Below are 16,367 nucleotides of genomic sequence, written 5' to 3'. Positions count from 1 at the left end.
GTGGTTTCCATCAAGGGGAATGATATGGAAACACAGGCCATGGCCGATGAGGCCCACGGTTTCGACCGGACCGAGCGCGAGGCGCTTTATAAAACCATCTTCACGCGGCGCGATGTACGCGGGCAGTTTCTGGATCGCGAGATTCCCGAAGACGTTCTGAGCCGCATCCTGCTGGCGTCGCATTACGCGCCGTCGGTTGGTTTCATGCAGCCGTGGAACTTTGTTCTCGTGCGGGGGCAGGAGGTGAAGGCCAAGGTGCATGGGTTGTTCCGCAAGGCGCATGACGAGGCGGCCGAGATGTTCGAGGGCGCGCGCAAGGACACCTATCGCAACCTCAAGCTCGAGGGGATCATGGAGTCTCCGGTCAATATCTGCGTGACCTGTGACAAGGATCGCGCGGGGCCGGTTGTTCTTGGCCGGACGCACCAGCCGGAGATGGACCTTTATAGCAGTGTCTGTGCGGTTCAGAACATGTGGCTTGCGGCGCGCTCGGAAGGGGTGGGTTTCGGGTGGGTCAGTATCCTGCGGCACGAGGAACTGGCCGAGGTACTTGGCCTGCCGGAGAACGTGACACCTGTGGCCTATATCTGCCTTGGCTATGTCTCGCATTTTCACGAGAAGCCGGAGTTGCAGAAGACCGGATGGCGCAAGCGGTTGCCGGTGGGCGAGTTGGTGAACTTTGACGGCTTTGGCGCCGGCGCGGATGACGACTATGCCCGCCGCCTGATCCGCCAGTTGGGCGAAGATCAGACACGGCTGGAAGACAGTGGCTATGACGGGCGGTTCGTGCCGGGGTAGGTCAGTGTTCGGGCTGGCCTTCTTTCTGGGCCATCATCGGCGTGCCGCAGCGCACGGTCTGCACGGTCCGGACCGGGAAGATCACGTCGTAAGCCCAGTTGTAGACATAGGCATAGACCAGGAAGAACGCTGAGAAGCCGAGGTCGAGGATGAAGGCTTCGACAAAGGTGATCTTGAGCCACCAGACGGTGAGGAACAGGCCGGGGATGAGAACGCCGATTTCGAACAGGCAGGCATGGGCGGCGCGCAGGAGCGGGCCGCGCGGGGCCATGTTGCGGTAGCGGCGGTCCCAGAGGTCGAACAGCAGGTTGAAGACAAAGTTCCACGCCATGGCATAGAGGCTGAACATGATCGACAGGCCGCCGATGGCCTGCATCGAATGGCCGGTGATCCAGGCACCGAAGACCGAGACCAGCGCAAGGGCAATGCCTTCGAACAGGAGGGTGTGACGGATGCGATCTTTGACGGTGCGCATGGATGTATCTTTCCGGAAAGGTATTTCATTCCATATAGAGATAATGTATCTTTCTGGCAAGATACATGATGGGGTGGCATGGCCGACAAGCTGACAATTTCCGAAATCCTTGGGCAGATCCGCGAGAACTGGCCCGAGATGGATACGCCGGAGACCGCCGTGATGCTGTCGGTGTTTCGTCTGAATGATCTGGTGATCGAGAGTTCAAGCCGGGTGCTGGCCGAGTTCGGCCTGTCGCAATCGGCCTTCGAGGCGCTGGTGACATTGCGCGCCCAGCCCGAGCCACGGCGGATGACGCCGACCGAGCTTTACCGCGCGGTTCTGGTCACGTCGGGCGGGATGACCAAGGTTCTCAAGCAGCTTGAGGCCGAAGGTTGCGTGCGGCGCGAGGACAACCCGGATGACCAACGCAGCCGTTTCGTGTGTCTGACACGGGCGGGCGAGGTAAGGGCGGAAGAGGCCATGCGCGCGGTGGCCGAGGATGACCGCCGGTTGCTGGGCACGTCTTTGTCCGAGCAGCAGATTGCGCAACTGGGCAAGGTGCTGTTGCGCACGGTTGGCAAGCTGGAAGAGGATTGAAAAACGCCCCCGGCACAGCGGGGGCGTTGATCTGTCAGCCTGCGGTGAGGCCGAGGTTGTCCAGGATTGCCCTGGTTTCGGCTTCCCAGCGGGCCTTGAGATCGGCGTTGGCTGTCTTGCGCAGGCCCATGGCCTTGAGGGTCTCCGCTTTCTCCGAGCTTGCCGAGCCAAAGGAGGCGGCGACGCGGGGCCACCAGTAATCGACAGAAGCCTGAAGCGCGGCCTTGTCGGCGGTTTCCAGGAGCTTGGTGACGCCCTCTTCGGCCAGTTCGGCGTGGCGGGCTTCGATCGGCGCGATGGCGCGGAAGGCCTCGGCGAGGGGCTGGTAGGACACCATCGAGAACTCGGCCATCTGCACGGCCACGGCGCGGCCCATCAGAAGGTTCATGACAACCGCATCGGCCCAGCCATCCAGCGGATAGTTGAACACGGCCAGGCGCATGTCCTGTTCGCTGCGCGAGGTGCCGATGTCGGCGTCGCGGTCGAGACGGGCCGTCCACGGGTGGTGGTTGGCATATTTGTCCTCGTTGGCGCCGAATTCGCCCATGATCTTGAGGACGCGGTCGGCGTTGTCGGTTTTTTCCAGAACGATCTTGGCAGCGGCGATGCGCTCCTTGATGCCGGGGCCCTGGTTGATGATGTCGGCAAAGCCTGCCGCACCGGCCAGTTCGCTGTCCACGAAGGTGGCCATCAGCTTCATCAGTTCGGCGCGGTAGCGCGAGGGCACGTTCGAGGGGTTGGTCAGCACGCCGCCCTGGGCGAGGTAGCTTTCGATGCTTATATCTTCGGCCATGATGGTTCCTCCCTTACTGGTCGAAGTCGACAACGACGTTGTCGGTGACGGGGTAGGCCTGGCACGAGAGGACATAGCCCTTCTCGACCTCGTAATCTTCGAGCGCGTGGTTGGCGACCATGTCGACCTCGCCCTCGATCACGCGGCAGCGGCAGGTCGAGCAAACGCCGGCCTTGCAGGCGTAGGGGGCGTCCATCTTGTTCTCGAGGGCTGCGTCGAGGATGGTGAGATCCTTGGGCATGTCGATGGTCTGGGTCGAGCCGTCCAGCGTGATCGACGCGCTGGCCTGGTTGGCACCCGATGCGGCGTCCTTGGACACGGCCTTGCGCTTGGCGCGGCCGGGTTGCGAGGAGGCAAAGAGTTCGAACTTGATCTGGCTGTCGTCGAGACCTGCGGTGCGCAGGGCGGCGGCGATTCCAAGCATCATCGGCTCGGGGCCACAGATGAAGGCGGTGTCGACGGACTGGATGTCGATCCAGCCAGTGTTGAACAGTTGGGCGCATTTCTCTTCGGTGACGAGGCCGGTGAAGAGGTCGATTTCCTGTGCGTCCGATTCAAGCACGTGGATGACGTTGAAGCGGCCCATGAAGGTGTTCTTCAGGTCTTCAAGCTCTTCACGGAACATGATCGTGTTCACGCCCTTGTTGGCGTAGACCAGCGTGAAGGTCGAGTTGGGCTCTTGGGCGAGCGTGGTCTTGAGGATCGACAGCACCGGGGTGATGCCCGACCCGCCGGCAAAGCCGAGGTAGTTCTTTTCGTTCGCTGCATCCAGCGCGGTGAAGAAGCCGCCCATCGGGGGCATGGCCTGAACCGTGTCGCCGACCTTGAGGTCTTCGTTGGCCCAGGTCGAGAAGGTGCCGCCGTCAACACGTTTGATGCCAACTTGCAGGATGCCTTCGTCCTTGCCGGCGCAGATCGAATAGGAGCGGCGCAGCTCTTCGCCGTCAAAGTCCTGGCGGAAGGTCAGGTACTGGCCCTGGGTGAAGTCGAATTCCTCGGCTGCACCGTTGACGGGTTTCAGGGTCACGACGACTGCGTCGCGGATGGTTTTGTGGATGTCGGTGACTTCCAGATCGTGGAAACGTGCCATGGGGCTCCTCCCTCAGATGCACTTGAAATATTCAAAAGGCTCAAGACAGTCCTGGCAGCGCCATTGTGCCTTGCACGGGGTCGAGCCGAACTGGCTCAGCTTTTCGAGATGGTTGCCACCACAGTGGGGGCAGCGTTGGGGGCCGCCCGCCGGTTGCGGCGGGGCGATCCCGTATTTTTCCAGAGCGGCGCGCGCCTTGTCGGACATCCAGTCGGTGGTCCATGCGGGGGCCAGCTGCTGTTTCAGCTCGATCTTGTCGAGGCCGCAATCCCGCAGCTTGGTTTCGATGTCCATGTTGATCATCGAGGTGGCCGGGCACCCGGAATAGGTGGGGGTGACAGAAACCACGCAGGTTTCGCCGTGGAATTCCACGTTCCGGATGATGCCGAGATCGACGAGGGTAATCACCGGAATCTCGGGGTCGGGGATGGTCTCCAACCATTCCCAGACCTGTTTCACACTTGGCTGGGTCATGTCCTTGCTCCTTGGGGTGGGGCCTTGGCGGGCAAGGCCCCTATCGCATCACCATTCGCAGCCCGGATAGGCGCGTTGCAGCCACTGCATCGTGGCCAGCAGGTGACCGAGGTGTTCGGTGTGCATGTAGCCGGTGCGGCCGCCCTTGTGGGCGTATTTGGCCGCCGGGATGTCCAGCGTGGCTTCGGTCAGAACCTTGCCAACCAGCGCGTCGTATTCCTCGCGCAGGCCTGCCGGATCGGGGGCGATACCCGCTTCGGCCATGGCCGCATCGATGTCGTCGCTTTCGAACATCTCGCCGACATAGGGCCAGAGGTATTCCAGCGCCGCCTGCATGCGGTTGTGGCTTTCCTCGGTGCCGTCGCCCAGACCAACCACGGTGTCGGCGGACCGCTCGACGTGGTAGGCCACCTCTTTCGAGGCCTTGGCGGCAATGGCGGCAACCGTTTCATCCGAGGACTTCATCAGGCGGCCCATCAGAACCGACTGGAAGGCATCGAACAGGAACTGGCGCAGCAGGGTCTGGCCGAAGTCACCGTTGGGCAGTTCGGTCAGAAGCACGTTGCGGAAATCCCATGCGTCGCGCAGGAAGGCGAGATCGTCGGCCGATTTGCCTTCGCCCTGTACTTCGGCGGCATAGCCGAGCCACATCTGGGTCTGGCCGATCAGGTCAAGCGCGGTGTTGGCCAGCGCGATGTCCTCTTCGAGGATCGGCGAGTGGCCGCACCATTCCGACACGCGGTGGCCGAGGATCAGGGTGTTGTCGCCCTGACGCAGCAGGAACTGCAGCAGTTTATCTTTATCGACAGCCATTACATGTGCCCCACTTCTTCGGGGATGTCGAAGAAGGTCGGGTGACGGTAGACCTTGGACTCCGAGGGTTCGAACAGCGGGCCTTTTTCGCCCGGCGCGGTGGCAGAGATGTGCTTGGCTTCGACAACCCAGATCGACACGCCTTCGTTGCGGCGGGTGTAGACGTCGCGGGCGTTCTTGATTGCCATGTCGGCGTCAGGGGCGTGCAGCGAGCCGACGTGGCGGTGGCTCATGCCGTGCTGACCGCGGATGAAGATTTCCCACAGGGGCCATTCGTTTTTCATTTCTGATCTCCTCCAGAGAAATTATTCGGCTGCGACCTTGGCAGCGGCTTTTTTGCGGGCGTGGGCCAGAAGGCCGTCGCGGACCCATTGCCCGTCTTCCCATGCGTTCACGCGATCTTTCATGCGGTCCACGTTGCAGGGGCCGTTGCCCTTGATAACGTTGAAGAATTCATCCCAGTTCGGGTCCGAGAAATCATAGTGGCCGCGTTCCTCGTTCCACTTGATGTTCGGATCGGGCAGGTCGAGACCGAGGTATTCGATCTGCGGTACTGTCTGGTCGACAAATTGCTGGCGCAGTTCATCGTTCGACTTGACCTTGATCTTCCAGGCCATCGACTGGTCCGAGTTGGTCGAGTCCGCGTCAGTGGGGCCGAACATCATGATGGCCGGGAACCAGAGGCGGTTGACCGCGTCCTGGGCCTGTTTCTTCTGTTCAGGCGTGCCGAAGGCCATTTTCATGATGGCGTGGTAGCCCTGACGCGCGTGGAAGCTTTCTTCCTTGCAGATGCGGATCATCGCGCGCGAGTAGGGGCCGTAGGAGGTGCGCTGGAGGGCGACCTGGTTCACGATGGCGGCGCCATCCACCAGCCAGCCGACAGCACCGATGTCGGCCCAGTTCAGGGTGGGGTAGTTGAAGATCGACGAATACTTCATGCGGCCTTCGTGCAGGAGGCGCACCAGTTCATCGCGGCTTTCGCCGAGGGTTTCGGCAGCCGAGTAGAGGTAGAGGCCGTGGCCGGCTTCGTCCTGAACCTTGGCGAGCAGGATTGCCTTGCGCTCGAGCGTCGGGGCGCGGGTGATCCAGTTGCCTTCGGGCAGCTGGCCGACAACCTCGGAGTGGGCGTGCTGGCCGATCTGGCGGATCAGCGTGCGGCGGTAATCGTCAGGCATCCAGTCGCGCGGTTCGATCTTGATATCGTTGTCGATCTTGTCCTGGAATTCCCGTTCCTGATCGGTCATTTCCTCGCGGGTTTTGACACCGGAGCGGGCGGTCTTGATCATCTGTGCATACATCTTGGCTCTCCTCTAGCTCAGACGCGTTCGAGAATAATGGCTGCGCCCTGGCCGACGCCGACGCACATGGTGCAGAGTGCGTAGCGGCCGCCGGTGCGCTGTAGTTGGTAGGCGGCGGTCAGGACGAGACGCGCGCCGGACATGCCGAGCGGGTGACCCATCGCGATTGCGCCGCCATTGGCGTTCACGTGCGGGGCGTCATCTGCCACACCCAGTTCGCGCAGGGTTGCGAGGCCCTGGGAGGCAAATGCTTCGTTCAACTCTATCACATCCATCTGGTCGATGGTGAGACCTGCACGCGCCAGAACCTTTTGCGAGGCCGGAACGGGGCCGATGCCCATGACGCGGGGGGCAACCCCGGCGGCGGACATGCCCACAACGCGGGCCATCGGCTTGAGACCGTTCTTGGCGGCTGCGGCTTCGCTGGCGAGCAGGATGGCAGCGGCACCGTCGTTCACGCCCGAGGCATTGCCTGCGGTGACCGAGAGGTCGGGGCCGTTCACGCCGCGCAGACCGGAGAGTTTTTCGGCAGTGGTGCCGGGGCGGGGATGTTCGTCGGTGTCGACGATGACCGGATCACCTTTGCGCTGGGGCACGGAGACGGGGGTGATTTCGTCGGCGAACAGGCCGGCCTCTTGCGCCGCGGCCCAACGGGCCTGGCTGGTGGCGGCGAACTTGTCCTGATCTTCGCGGCTGATGTTGTAGTCCGCGGCGACGTTGTCGGCGGTCTGCGGCATCGAGTCGGTGCCGTACATCTCGTGCATCTTCTTGTTCACGAAGCGCCAGCCGATGGTGGTGTCATAAACTGCGTTGGCGCGGGTGAAGGCGCTGGTGGCCTTGGGCATCACGAAAGGCGCGCGGCTCATGCTTTCGACACCGCCTGCGATGGCCATGTCATAGTCACCGGCCTTGATGCCACGTGCGGCCATGCCGACAGCGTCCATACCAGAGGCACAGAGGCGGTTCACGGTGGTGCCGGGCACGTCGATGGGCAGACCGGCAAGCAGGGCGGCCATGCGGGCCACGTTGCGGTTGTCTTCACCGGCCTGGTTGGCCGAGCCGTAGATCACGTCGTCAATGCTCGCCCAGTCGACCTGGGGATTGCGCGCGACCAGAGCAGCGATGGGGGCTGCTGCGAGGTCATCCGCACGTACGGAAGAAAGGGCGCCGCCGTAGCGTCCGATCGGGGTGCGGGTTGCGTCGCAGATGAATGCGTCCATGGGTGTTTGCCTTTGTCCTGTTCATCGTCGGTGAATAATCGACCGCATGGTCGGTCTAATCAAGAAAATGATTCGAGGCAAGAAAAACATTACACAAAGCAATCAGTAATGGAAAATTCTGTAACGTATTGGGGTGGGCGCGGGTATGTGGCTGACGCGAAAAGAAAAAGCCGCGCAGAGGCGCGGCTTTGGGATTGTGATTGGGGATGGTTCAGGCCGGTTTGACCTGATCCGGATAGGCGGCGGCAAAGGCCGGATGGTCGGCGCAGGCCTGTTCGACGGCCTGAATTCGGGTGCATTCGCTGAAGTCTGCGCCCCAGCGGCGCGCATTGTAGAGCTGTGGCATCAGGCAGACGTCGGCAAGCGACGGGGTGTCGCCGCAGCAGAAGGGGGATTGATCGAAGTCGGCCAGAAGGGCCTCAAAGGCGGCCAGGCCCGGTGTGATGAAGTGTTTCATCCAGTCAACCTTGGCGTCGGGCTGGTCCGGCAGGAGGCGGGAGACGTGGCCGACAACCCCGAGGTTGCAGACCGGATGCACGTCAACGGCGACGGAGTGCGCCAACGCACGCACCTTGGCGGCGGCGGCGGGATCGGCGGGTAGCAAACCGAGGGTCCGGGTGTCGTTCAGGTAGTCAAGGATGGCCAGTGACTGGGTGAAACGGTGGCCGTCAATCTCGAGCACGGGGACGAGGCCCTGCGGGTTGCGCGCGATATGCTCGGGCGATTTGTGGGTGCCTGCGACCAGATCAACCGACACGGCCTTGTAGTCGATCCCCGCCAAGTTGAGCGCGATGCGCACCCGGTAGCTCGCGGAAGAGCGCCAGTAGTCGTAGAGGATCGTGTCGGTCATGTATCTTTGGTCCAGTCTGATAAAGAACAACCGGCCCCGGGAGGCCGGTTGTTAACATCTTAACGCAATTCAATTGCGATGTTAAACGTCTTTGTTCAGTTCCTTGGCGTGCAGCCAGTCTGCGTGCTTGGGCGCTTTCTTGGTCACGGACCATTCGTTCAGCATGTCCCATTTCACTTCGTCCATGCGCTTGAGCATGGCTTCTTCTTCCGGATCCGGGCAGGCCAGCTCGACGCGGTGGCCATTGGGATCGAAGAAGTAGATCGAGTGGAAGATGGAGTGATCGGTCACGCCCAGCACTTCGACGCCATTGGCTTCGAGATGTTCCTTGAACTCGATCAGGGTGGCGCGGTCCTTCACCTTGAAGGCGATGTGCTGCACCCAGATCGGGGTGTTCGGATCGCGGCCCATTTCCGGCTTGGTTGGCAGTTCGAAGAAGGCCAGAACGTTGCCGTCACCCGCATCGAGGAAGAGGTGCATATAGGGATCGGGTTCGTGGGTCGACGGAACATGGTCCTCGGCGATGGCGAGGATGAAATCCATATTCAGCATCTTGCCGTACCATTCCACGGTCTCTTTCGCGTCCTTGCAGCGATAGGCCACGTGGTGGATTTTTTCGATTTTCATTTCGGGTCACTCCTCCGATTTGAGCGCGGCGGCAGCCAGCGCCTGAGACAGGGTCGCGCGGTCTCCAATGTGGTTTGCCATCACCAGAACCAGGCGCGCGTTGAGCGCGTGGCTGTCCTCGTCGGAGAGGCCTTCGTGGGTGGCGATCAGTTCGGCGTAGAAATCGTCAACGCCATTGATGTTTGGGGTAAGGATCAGATCGGACATGGGGGTTACTCCTTGCCGGTTGCGCGGCGTACGGCTGCGCGAATTTGGTTTTCGTCAAAGGTGGCGCGGCGTGCGGCCACGTGCTGGTCAGGGCGGATCAGGTAGACGGCCGAGGGCGCGTCGCCGAGATAGCGTTCCTTGAGCAGCATGGTCGGGTCGTCATGTGTCGACAGGGCCAGGCGTTTGACGGTGATGCCGTCTTCCTCGAATTCCTCGGGGGCGTCGGTGTCGATGGTCAGCAGGATGAATTCGTTGCCCAGCTTGGAGAGCAGGAAGTCATCGCCAAGCGGCGCGTCGGGGCAGGGCGAACCGGGCCGGGTGCGGGCCGGACCGTCAAGCGCGTCAGCCGAGTTGAGCGGCGAGCCGTCATAGGTGCAGGGCACCGAAAGGCGACCCGAGTTCACCATCGGGCGGGCGAATTCATAATGCTCCGACAGGGCCAGAACCGAATCCCGCAGCAGGGTCGACATGTTCGACTTGGGGGTGATGAAGTCGGTCGAGCGGGTCGAGTTCAGGATGTTCTCGTCCGCGCCGTGGATACGTTCATAGTTGTAGGTGTCCAGAAGGCTTTCGGGGGCTTTGCCCGCCATCACGAGGCCGAGTTTCCAGCCGAGGTTGTCGACGTCCTGCATACCGGAGTTGGCACCACGCGCACCGAAGGGCGAGACCTGGTGGGCGGCGTCGCCGGCAAAGAAGACACGACCGTGGCGGAACTGTTCCATGCGCTTGCACTGGAAGGTGTAGATCGAGGACCAGACCATGTCGTATTCGACACCGCCGAGGAAGGCGTCGAGGCGACGGCGGATGTTTTCCTCTTTCATCTCTTCCTTGCGGTCCACGTCCCAGCCGATCTGGAAGTCGACGCGCCAGACATCGTCGGGCTGGCGGTGCAGCAGCATCGAGGCGCCTTCACCGTGCGAGGGTTCAAACCAGAACCAGCGCTCGGTCGGGAAGTCGACATCGCCCTTCATCTTGATGTCGGCGATCAGGAAGCTGTCCTGGAAAACCTTGCCGGTGAAGTCATAGCCCAGCATTTCGCGCAGGGGCGAGGACGCGCCGTCGCAGCCGATCAGCCAGTCGGCTTCGATGGTGTATTCGCCGTCGGGGGTCATGATGGTGAGGACAACGTGGTCGTCCTTGACCTCGACGTTGTCGATGCGGTTCTTGCCGCGCACCTCGATCGGGGCGCCCTGGGCCTGAAGCTCTTCGAAGCGGTCGAGCTGGAAGCTCTCGTAGTAGGGCTGTTGCAGGTTGATGAAGGCGGGGTACTTGTGGCCTTCTTCCGGCAGCAGGTTGAATTCGAAAACCTGGTCGTCCTTGTGGAAGACCTTGCCCACGTTCCAGACGACGCCCTTGTCGAGCATCGGTTCGCCGCAGCCGTAGCGGTCGGCGACTTCGAGACAGCGTTTGGCGAAGCAGATGGCGCGGGAGCCCATGCCGACGCCTTCGTGGTCATCAAGGACCAGTGTCGGGATGCCCTGAAGTCCAAGATCCAGCGCGGTTGCGATGCCGATCGGGCCGCCGCCCATCACAACAACGGGATGGCGCACGGGGGTGCTTGCGTCCTGATCGGGGGATTTCTTGTAGGGGTAGCGCTTGTAAGCGAGCGTATACCGGTCGTCAAACATGGGTTCATCTCCTCCAAAATTCGGGCGCACGTATCGAAACCACTGCCTCGAGTGGCGCCATTGCAGTCTATTTTATTGTGTTCTGGCCCTTGTGCGCTGATCTGAAACAAGGCGCACAAGGGGATCAGAGCAGTTTAGCCTTGCAGGGCTTCCCACATTTCCAGATCGCGCTGGGCGGTCCAGATACGGGGATGCGCGATGCCGCGGGCTTCGTCATAGGCGCGGGCCACGTTGAACGGCAGGCAGTGTTCGTAGATCGCGTAGTCGGCGAACTTCGGGTCGCACTCGGCGCGCACCGCGTCCCATGCTTCCTTGAGCGAGCCACCGCGCGCGGCCACGCGGGCGGCCGGCAGGTAGGTGCTTTGAACAAAGTCGCGGGTGCTTTCGATGGCGCGTTCCACAGCCTCTTTGCCAACCAGTGCGCCGCCACGGCCCGGTGCGATGGCGTCGACGTCATAGGCCTTGATGTTGTCGAGGGTCTGGCCCCAGTCGGCGAAGTGGCCGTCGCCGCAATAGCAGGCCGAGTGATCCTCGACGATGTCACCGGTGAACATGACGTTCTGGTCCGGCACGTGGATGATGGCGTCACCTGCGGTGTGGGCGCGGCCGATCTGTTTGATGTTCACGCGGCGCTTGCCAAGGAACACGGTCATCTCGTCCGAGAAGGTGGTGGTCGGGAAGGTCAGGCCGGGGATCGACTCGTGGCCTTCGAACAGGCGCGGGAAGCGTTGGAATTCGCTGTCCCAGTCTTCCTGACCGCGTTCCAGAACCATGTTGTAGGCCGCGTTGGACATGATCACCTGTTGGGCGTTGAAGGCCGAGGCGCCAAGCACGCGCACGGCGTGGTAGTGGGTCAGGACAACGTGGGTGATCGGTTTGTCGGTGACCGAACGCACGCATTCGATGACTTTGTTGGCCAGGCGCGGGGTGGCCTGTGCCTCGACGATCATTACGCTGTCGTCCCCGATGATGACGCCCGAGTTCGGGTCGCCCTCGGCGGTGAAGGCGTAGAGGCCCTCGCCGATCTCATCAAAGGTGATTTTCTTTTCGGTCATGTCCCCTTGGGACGCGAATGCTTTTGCCATTGGGGTCTTCCTTATTTTGCGGGCCATGCCACGGAGGGCAGGATTTTGCCGGTGCAGTCGCCGAAGCCGATGGTGTAACCGTCGCCGCGTGCGTTGCCGCGCAGGGTGAGGGTATCGCCGTCTTCGATGAAGGTGCGGGTTTCGCCGGTGTCGAGGGTGAAGGGTTCGCGACCTGCCCAGCTGACTTCCATCAGCGAGCCGTATTCGCCCTTGTTCGGGCCGGAAATCGTGCCCGAGCCCAGAAGGTCACCGACGTTCATGCCACAACCGCCGATGGCGTGGTGACACAGTTGTTCCGCCGCCGAATAGTACATGCGGTTGTAGTTGGTTTTGGCGACAATCGAGGCTTTTTCGGCCCCCTCGGGCTGCATGAGCACTTCGAGGTCGATGTCGTAGAGGCCGTCCTTGCTGCCGTCGAGGTAGGGCAGCAGTTCCTTTTCACGCTCCGGGGTCGGGGCGCGGAATTCTTCCAGTGCGGCGGCGGTCACGATCCAAGGAGAGATCGAGGTGCCGAAGGCCTTGCCCTGGAACGGCCCGAGCGGCTGGTATTCCCAGCCTTGGATGTCACGGGCCGACCAGTCGTTCAGCAGGACATAGCCGAAGATCATGTCGTCGGCCTGATCCACGGTGATCGGCTGGCCGAAGTCCGAGGCGGTGCCGACGATGGCGCCCATTTCCAGCTCGATGTCGAGGCGCATGGAGGGGCCGAAGCTTGGCATTTCGGCGTCGGGGGCCTTGCGCTGGCCGTTGGGGCGGTGGATGTCGGTGCCGGAGATCACCACCGAGGATGCGCGGCCGTTGTAGCCGATCGGGATGTGCAGCCAGTTGGCGGGCAGATCGGGCGAGCCACGCAGGATCGCGCCCATGTTGGCTGCGTGCTGACGACCGGCGTAGAAGTCGGTGTATTCGCTGACAGCGATGGGCATATGCAGGGTGGCATCGGCCATCGGCACAAGGAAGGCCTCGGCGGTGGCCTGATCGGCGCTGCCTTCGGCGAGGATTTCGGTTACGCGGGCGCGCAGTTCGGACCAGGCGTCCTGACCCATGTCCATCAGATCGTTCCAATAGGGCGCGTCGAAGACCGGGATCTCGGAGATCGAGACAAGGCCCGCTTCTTCAGCCGCGGCCATGTCGAGGATCATGTCACCGATGGCAACGCCACAGCGTTCCTCGGTGCCGGCGGTCGAGAAAACACCGTAGGGCAGGTTGTTCAGCGGGAAGGGGTGGTTGGCGTCGTTGGCCGAAGCCACCCAGCTTTTCATCAGAGGCATAGGTTGTTGTTCCTTATTTCTTGCCCGGAGTGCCGTCGAATTTCTTTTCGATATCGGCCCAGCAATCGATGTAGTCGTCTTGCAGCGGAGCCTCGTTCGCGGCGAAGGCGGTGAGGTGCTGCGGGAAGCGTGTTTCGAACATGAAGGACATTGTGTTGTCCAGCTTGTCCGGGCCGAGGTTGGCGTTGGACGCCTTTTCAAAGGCTTCTTTGTCGGGCCCGTGTGGCAGCATCATGTTGTGCAGCGACACGCCACCCGGCACGAAGCCCTGCGGTTTTGCGTCATACTCGCCATAGATGTTACCCATCAGCTCGGACATGATGTTCTTGTGGTACCACGGTGGGCGGAAGGTGTCTTCCATCACCATCCAGCGTTCGCGGAACAGCACGAAGTCGATGTTGGCGGTGCCGGGCTGGCCCGAGGGGGCGGTCAGGACGGTGAAGATCGAGGGATCGGGGTGATCAAAGAGGATCGCGCCAACCGGGCAGTAGGTGCGCAGGTCGTATTTCACCGGCGCGTAGTTGCCGTGCCATGCCACCACGTCGAGCGGCGACTGGCCGATCTCGGTCTTGTGAAACTGGCCACACCATTTGACGGTGACGGTCGAGGGCACTTCGCGGTCCTCGAAGGCTGCGACGGGTGCCTTGAAATCGCGGGGGTTCGCCATGCAGTTGGCCCCGATCGGGCCGCGGCCGGGCAATTCGAACTTCTGGCCATAGTTTTCGCAGACGAAGCCGCGCGCCGGACCTTTGAGCACTTCGACACGATAGAGCAAGCCGCGCGGGATGATGGCGATTTCCTTGGGCTCGAGATCAATGATGCCGAGTTCGGTCGAGAAGCGCAGAACACCTTCTTGCGGCACCACGAGCAGTTCGCTGTCGGCGGAGAAGAAATAGTCATCCTCCATCGAGGTGTTCACCAGGTAGACGTGGCTGGCCATGCCGACCTGGGTGTTGACGTCGCCGGCGGTGGTCATGGTGCGCATGCCGGTGATCCAGTTCAGCGGCTGTTCCGAGTGGGGAACCGCATCCCAGCGGTACTGGCCGAGGCTGGTCACGTCAGGATCGACATTGGGCGCCGACTTCCAGTGCGGCACGTCGATCTTGGTATAGCGATGCGAGTGCTTGACGCTCGGACGGATGCGGTAGCACCAGGTGCGTTCGTTCTGGTGAGCAGGGGCGGTGAAGGCCGTGCCCGAGAGCTGTTCGCCGTAAAGGCCGTAGTTGCATTTCTGCGGAGAGTTCATGCCTTGCGGCAGGGCTCCCGGCAGGGCCTCGGTTTCGTAGTCGTTGCCAAAGCCGGGCATGTAACCTTCGTGCGGGCCGGCCATCGAGGGGGCCATCTGCATTCGGGTCGGAACAGTATGTTTGGTCATTTCGCGCGCTCCTGTTTCGAATTTGGTTGCTTTGGTAATAGTTGTTTTTGTAACTAACAAGCAGGAGGACGCGCAAAATGTCAAAAAATGATGATTTCGATCTTGGGGTCTTTCTGCCGTACTTGCTGAACCAGGCGGCGGAAGAGAGCAGCCTCGCATTCACCCAACTATACAAGAATAAATACGGAATGTTGCGTACCGAATGGCGGGTGCTGTTCCATCTTGGCAGTTTCGGGCAGATGACGGCGACCGAAATCGTGGATCGCGCCAAGATTCATAAAACCAAGATCAGCCGCGCGGTGCAGAAACTTGTCGAAAAGCGATTCGTGGCGCGGGAGCGGTCCGAGAACGACCGAAGACAAGAAAATTTGATCCTGACCCCCTCTGGTAGGGCCGCCTATGAAGACTTAAGTGAGGTCGCACGCGAATACGATGCACGATTATGTGCAAAATTCACCGACGAAGAAGTGCGCCTTCTGCGTAAGATGCTCAGGCGGCTGGGTGAACTGGAATAGGATTACATGGCAAAACGGCGATCCATCGAAGCGCGCGAACTGGCGCGCTGGCTGGTACAAATGGGGCTGGAAGGGGCGGGGCAAGCCGAGCTTCTGGAAGGGTACTGTGCAAAGGTCGTCGCGCTGGGCGTGCCGATCATGCGTGTGCAGGTGGCGCACCGGTCCTTTCATCCCAAGTTTGGCGGGATCGGCTTCACCTGGCGCCCTGAAGGGGGCGTGACGGATGAGCAATACCCCTACATGGAAACGCCGCCGCCGGAATGGCACGAAAGCCCGTTCTACGAGGTGCTGACCTCTGGTATTGATGAATTGCGCGAAAGGCTGACCGAGCCGGGGTGCGTCAGTCGGTTTCCGGTTGTGCGTGGTTTGCAGCAGGAAGGGGCGACGGATTACCTCACGATGGCGATTAGCTTTGGCCGCGAGGAGATGCCTGAGAAGCTGACGCCGAACAACATGCCGGAAGGGGTGATGATCTCCTGGACGTCAGACGGCCCGCAGGGGTTCTCGGAATCCGATCTGGATGTGCTGCGCAACACGGTTCAGGAACTGGCGCTGGCGCTGAAATCGGCAGCGAACCGGCAGACGGCAAAGACCCTGTTGCAGGTCTACCTTGGGCGGGATGCAGGACGGCGCGTGCTGTCGGGAGAAATCCGGCGCGGCAGTGTCGAGGCGGTCAACGCCGTGATCCTGTTCTTTGACCTCGCGGCCTTTACTGCATTGACCGAGCGGTCGACGGGGCGGCAGACGGTTGCCATGCTGAACGACTATTTCGGGCTTGCGGTGGATGCGGTGCGGTCGGAAGGGGGCAATGTCCTGAAGTTCATGGGCGACGGGATGCTGGCCATGTTTGGGCAGGATGACATCGGCGAGGCGGCGCGTGCGGCGCTTCGCACGGCGGATCGGCTGCGGCGCGAGATGAGCGAAGCAAACGAACGTCGCATGGCGGCGGGCGAACCGGCAACGGGGTATACGATGGCGCTGCATGCCGGTGAAATTCTCTATGGCAATATCGGTGCTGATACGCGCCTCGACTTTACGGTGATCGGATCGACCGTGAACACGGCGGCGCGGATGGGGACATTGAATGCGGCGCTGGGCCACCCGATCGTGATCTCTGCCGAGGTGCGCGCAGCGGCGGGCGATGTCGATCACGAGTTCATCCCCCTTGGCGAACATTGGCTGCGCGGTGTTTCCGAGCCGAAGGTGCTTTTCTCGATCGAAGAGAAACTGGACTGATCCAATCCGCTTGATTGGCCTTTACCTTTGCCT

General features: G+C 61.6%; 19 protein-coding genes. 4 read left to right on the top strand and 15 right to left on the bottom strand.

The features are described 5' to 3' along the window. The first annotated feature begins 24 nt into the window (after nucleotides 1-24). Nucleotides 25-798 (top strand): 5,6-dimethylbenzimidazole synthase, encoded by a 774-nt coding sequence (bluB, locus tag ABWV42_RS06690; protein WP_353339416.1) that lies wholly within the window; start codon nucleotides 25-27, stop codon nucleotides 796-798. Nucleotide 799: 1 nt separating this feature from the next. On the opposite strand, the gene ABWV42_RS06685 is transcribed toward bluB, so the two are convergent. Further along, entirely contained in the window at nucleotides 800-1,273 is a 474-nt protein-coding gene (locus ABWV42_RS06685; protein ID WP_255107789.1) for a PACE efflux transporter, read from the bottom strand. A 78-nt stretch (nucleotides 1,274-1,351) separates the two neighbouring features. On the opposite strand from ABWV42_RS06685, the gene ABWV42_RS06680 reads away from it, so the two are divergent. Then, the gene (locus ABWV42_RS06680) at nucleotides 1,352-1,852 is read left to right on the top strand and encodes a MarR family winged helix-turn-helix transcriptional regulator (RefSeq protein ID WP_353339414.1); all 501 of its coding nucleotides are present in this window, start codon (nucleotides 1,352-1,354) and stop codon (nucleotides 1,850-1,852) included. A gap of 34 nt (nucleotides 1,853-1,886) precedes the next feature. On the opposite strand, the gene ABWV42_RS06675 is transcribed toward ABWV42_RS06680, so the two are convergent. The 14 genes from ABWV42_RS06675 to hmgA all read right to left on the bottom strand — a co-directional run bounded on the left by ABWV42_RS06675 (nucleotide 1,887) and on the right by hmgA (nucleotide 14,583). Then, nucleotides 1,887-2,645 carry a Phenylacetic acid catabolic protein gene (locus ABWV42_RS06675; RefSeq protein ID WP_353339412.1) on the bottom strand — a complete coding sequence of 253 codons (759 nt, stop codon included), beginning with the start codon at nucleotides 2,643-2,645 and terminating at the stop codon, nucleotides 1,887-1,889. Between the two features lie 13 nt (nucleotides 2,646-2,658). Beyond that, a complete protein-coding gene (locus tag ABWV42_RS06670; RefSeq protein WP_353339411.1) occupies nucleotides 2,659-3,735 on the bottom strand; it encodes a 2Fe-2S iron-sulfur cluster-binding protein in 1,077 nt (358 codons plus the stop codon). A 12-nt stretch (nucleotides 3,736-3,747) separates the two neighbouring features. Further along, nucleotides 3,748-4,209, bottom strand: a complete 462-nt coding sequence (gene paaD, locus ABWV42_RS06665) for a 1,2-phenylacetyl-CoA epoxidase subunit PaaD (protein WP_255107777.1) — start codon at nucleotides 4,207-4,209, stop codon at nucleotides 3,748-3,750. Nucleotides 4,210-4,257: 48 nt separating this feature from the next. Next, nucleotides 4,258-5,022: a 1,2-phenylacetyl-CoA epoxidase subunit PaaC gene (gene paaC, locus ABWV42_RS06660; RefSeq protein ID WP_255107775.1), complete on the bottom strand. Its 765-nt coding sequence runs from the start codon at nucleotides 5,020-5,022 to the stop codon at nucleotides 4,258-4,260. Then, on the bottom strand, nucleotides 5,022-5,306 hold the full coding sequence (gene paaB, locus ABWV42_RS06655) for a 1,2-phenylacetyl-CoA epoxidase subunit PaaB (RefSeq protein WP_093095465.1): 285 nt from the start codon (nucleotides 5,304-5,306) through the stop codon (nucleotides 5,022-5,024). Before paaB ends, paaC begins: the two co-directional genes overlap by 1 nt. A 21-nt stretch (nucleotides 5,307-5,327) precedes the next feature. Next, nucleotides 5,328-6,320 carry a 1,2-phenylacetyl-CoA epoxidase subunit PaaA gene (gene paaA / locus ABWV42_RS06650; RefSeq protein WP_353339409.1) on the bottom strand — a complete coding sequence of 331 codons (993 nt, stop codon included), beginning with the start codon at nucleotides 6,318-6,320 and terminating at the stop codon, nucleotides 5,328-5,330. A gap of 17 nt (nucleotides 6,321-6,337) precedes the next feature. Further along, nucleotides 6,338-7,540: a 3-oxoadipyl-CoA thiolase gene (gene pcaF / locus ABWV42_RS06645; RefSeq protein WP_353339407.1), complete on the bottom strand. Its 1,203-nt coding sequence runs from the start codon at nucleotides 7,538-7,540 to the stop codon at nucleotides 6,338-6,340. A 211-nt stretch (nucleotides 7,541-7,751) separates the two neighbouring features. After that, the gene (maiA, locus tag ABWV42_RS06640; RefSeq protein ID WP_353339405.1) at nucleotides 7,752-8,390 is read right to left on the bottom strand and encodes a maleylacetoacetate isomerase; all 639 of its coding nucleotides are present in this window, start codon (nucleotides 8,388-8,390) and stop codon (nucleotides 7,752-7,754) included. A gap of 81 nt (nucleotides 8,391-8,471) precedes the next feature. Beyond that, complete coding sequence (locus tag ABWV42_RS06635) at nucleotides 8,472-9,017, bottom strand: VOC family protein (RefSeq protein ID WP_255107766.1); 546 nt, start codon at nucleotides 9,015-9,017, stop codon at nucleotides 8,472-8,474. A gap of 6 nt (nucleotides 9,018-9,023) precedes the next feature. Continuing rightward, nucleotides 9,024-9,224 carry a DUF2783 domain-containing protein gene (locus ABWV42_RS06630; RefSeq protein ID WP_255107763.1) on the bottom strand — a complete coding sequence of 67 codons (201 nt, stop codon included), beginning with the start codon at nucleotides 9,222-9,224 and terminating at the stop codon, nucleotides 9,024-9,026. 5 nt (nucleotides 9,225-9,229) lie between these two features. Then, nucleotides 9,230-10,852 carry an FAD-dependent oxidoreductase gene (locus tag ABWV42_RS06625; RefSeq protein WP_255107762.1) on the bottom strand — a complete coding sequence of 541 codons (1,623 nt, stop codon included), beginning with the start codon at nucleotides 10,850-10,852 and terminating at the stop codon, nucleotides 9,230-9,232. A 134-nt stretch (nucleotides 10,853-10,986) separates the two neighbouring features. Further along, nucleotides 10,987-11,937, bottom strand: coding sequence for an MBL fold metallo-hydrolase (locus ABWV42_RS06620; protein WP_255107761.1), 951 nt, complete (start codon nucleotides 11,935-11,937; stop codon nucleotides 10,987-10,989). Between the two features lie 11 nt (nucleotides 11,938-11,948). Then, on the bottom strand, nucleotides 11,949-13,208 hold the full coding sequence (fahA, locus tag ABWV42_RS06615; RefSeq protein WP_353339402.1) for a fumarylacetoacetase: 1,260 nt from the start codon (nucleotides 13,206-13,208) through the stop codon (nucleotides 11,949-11,951). A 13-nt stretch (nucleotides 13,209-13,221) separates the two neighbouring features. Continuing rightward, nucleotides 13,222-14,583 (bottom strand): homogentisate 1,2-dioxygenase, encoded by a 1,362-nt coding sequence (gene hmgA, locus ABWV42_RS06610; protein WP_500154569.1) that lies wholly within the window; start codon nucleotides 14,581-14,583, stop codon nucleotides 13,222-13,224. A gap of 77 nt (nucleotides 14,584-14,660) precedes the next feature. On the opposite strand from hmgA, the gene ABWV42_RS06605 reads away from it, so the two are divergent. Both ABWV42_RS06605 and ABWV42_RS06600 read left to right on the top strand, forming a co-directional pair. Beyond that, on the top strand, nucleotides 14,661-15,098 hold the full coding sequence (locus ABWV42_RS06605) for a MarR family transcriptional regulator (RefSeq protein WP_353339401.1): 438 nt from the start codon (nucleotides 14,661-14,663) through the stop codon (nucleotides 15,096-15,098). 6 nt (nucleotides 15,099-15,104) lie between these two features. Then, nucleotides 15,105-16,334 (top strand): adenylate/guanylate cyclase domain-containing protein, encoded by a 1,230-nt coding sequence (locus ABWV42_RS06600; RefSeq protein ID WP_353339400.1) that lies wholly within the window; start codon nucleotides 15,105-15,107, stop codon nucleotides 16,332-16,334. Nucleotides 16,335-16,367: the final 33 nt, after the last annotated feature.

Source organism: Pelagimonas sp. KU-00592-HH (assembly GCF_040369695.1).
Lineage (GTDB): Bacteria > Pseudomonadota > Alphaproteobacteria > Rhodobacterales > Rhodobacteraceae > Shimia.
This window is presented reverse-complemented; position numbering and strand designations above follow the sequence as displayed.

Coding starts and splice junctions, on each gene's coding strand:
- hmgA (WP_500154569.1), bottom strand. CDS start 14,583: ATGACCAAACATACTGTTCCGACCCGAATGCAGATGGCCCCCTCGATG.
- maiA (WP_353339405.1), bottom strand. CDS start 8,390: ATGACCGACACGATCCTCTACGACTACTGGCGCTCTTCCGCGAGCTAC.
- ABWV42_RS06670 (WP_353339411.1), bottom strand. CDS start 3,735: ATGGCACGTTTCCACGATCTGGAAGTCACCGACATCCACAAAACCATC.
- pcaF (WP_353339407.1), bottom strand. CDS start 7,540: ATGGACGCATTCATCTGCGACGCAACCCGCACCCCGATCGGACGCTAC.
- paaD (WP_255107777.1), bottom strand. CDS start 4,209: ATGACCCAGCCAAGTGTGAAACAGGTCTGGGAATGGTTGGAGACCATC.
- ABWV42_RS06635 (WP_255107766.1), bottom strand. CDS start 9,017: ATGAAAATCGAAAAAATCCACCACGTGGCCTATCGCTGCAAGGACGCG.
- ABWV42_RS06605 (WP_353339401.1), top strand. CDS start 14,661: ATGTCAAAAAATGATGATTTCGATCTTGGGGTCTTTCTGCCGTACTTG.
- ABWV42_RS06680 (WP_353339414.1), top strand. CDS start 1,352: ATGGCCGACAAGCTGACAATTTCCGAAATCCTTGGGCAGATCCGCGAG.
- ABWV42_RS06620 (WP_255107761.1), bottom strand. CDS start 11,937: ATGGCAAAAGCATTCGCGTCCCAAGGGGACATGACCGAAAAGAAAATC.
- bluB (WP_353339416.1), top strand. CDS start 25: ATGGAAACACAGGCCATGGCCGATGAGGCCCACGGTTTCGACCGGACC.
- fahA (WP_353339402.1), bottom strand. CDS start 13,208: ATGCCTCTGATGAAAAGCTGGGTGGCTTCGGCCAACGACGCCAACCAC.
- paaB (WP_093095465.1), bottom strand. CDS start 5,306: ATGAAAAACGAATGGCCCCTGTGGGAAATCTTCATCCGCGGTCAGCAC.
- ABWV42_RS06630 (WP_255107763.1), bottom strand. CDS start 9,224: ATGTCCGATCTGATCCTTACCCCAAACATCAATGGCGTTGACGATTTC.
- ABWV42_RS06685 (WP_255107789.1), bottom strand. CDS start 1,273: ATGCGCACCGTCAAAGATCGCATCCGTCACACCCTCCTGTTCGAAGGC.
- ABWV42_RS06625 (WP_255107762.1), bottom strand. CDS start 10,852: ATGTTTGACGACCGGTATACGCTCGCTTACAAGCGCTACCCCTACAAG.
- ABWV42_RS06600 (WP_353339400.1), top strand. CDS start 15,105: ATGGCAAAACGGCGATCCATCGAAGCGCGCGAACTGGCGCGCTGGCTG.
- paaC (WP_255107775.1), bottom strand. CDS start 5,022: ATGGCTGTCGATAAAGATAAACTGCTGCAGTTCCTGCTGCGTCAGGGC.
- ABWV42_RS06675 (WP_353339412.1), bottom strand. CDS start 2,645: ATGGCCGAAGATATAAGCATCGAAAGCTACCTCGCCCAGGGCGGCGTG.
- paaA (WP_353339409.1), bottom strand. CDS start 6,320: ATGTATGCACAGATGATCAAGACCGCCCGCTCCGGTGTCAAAACCCGC.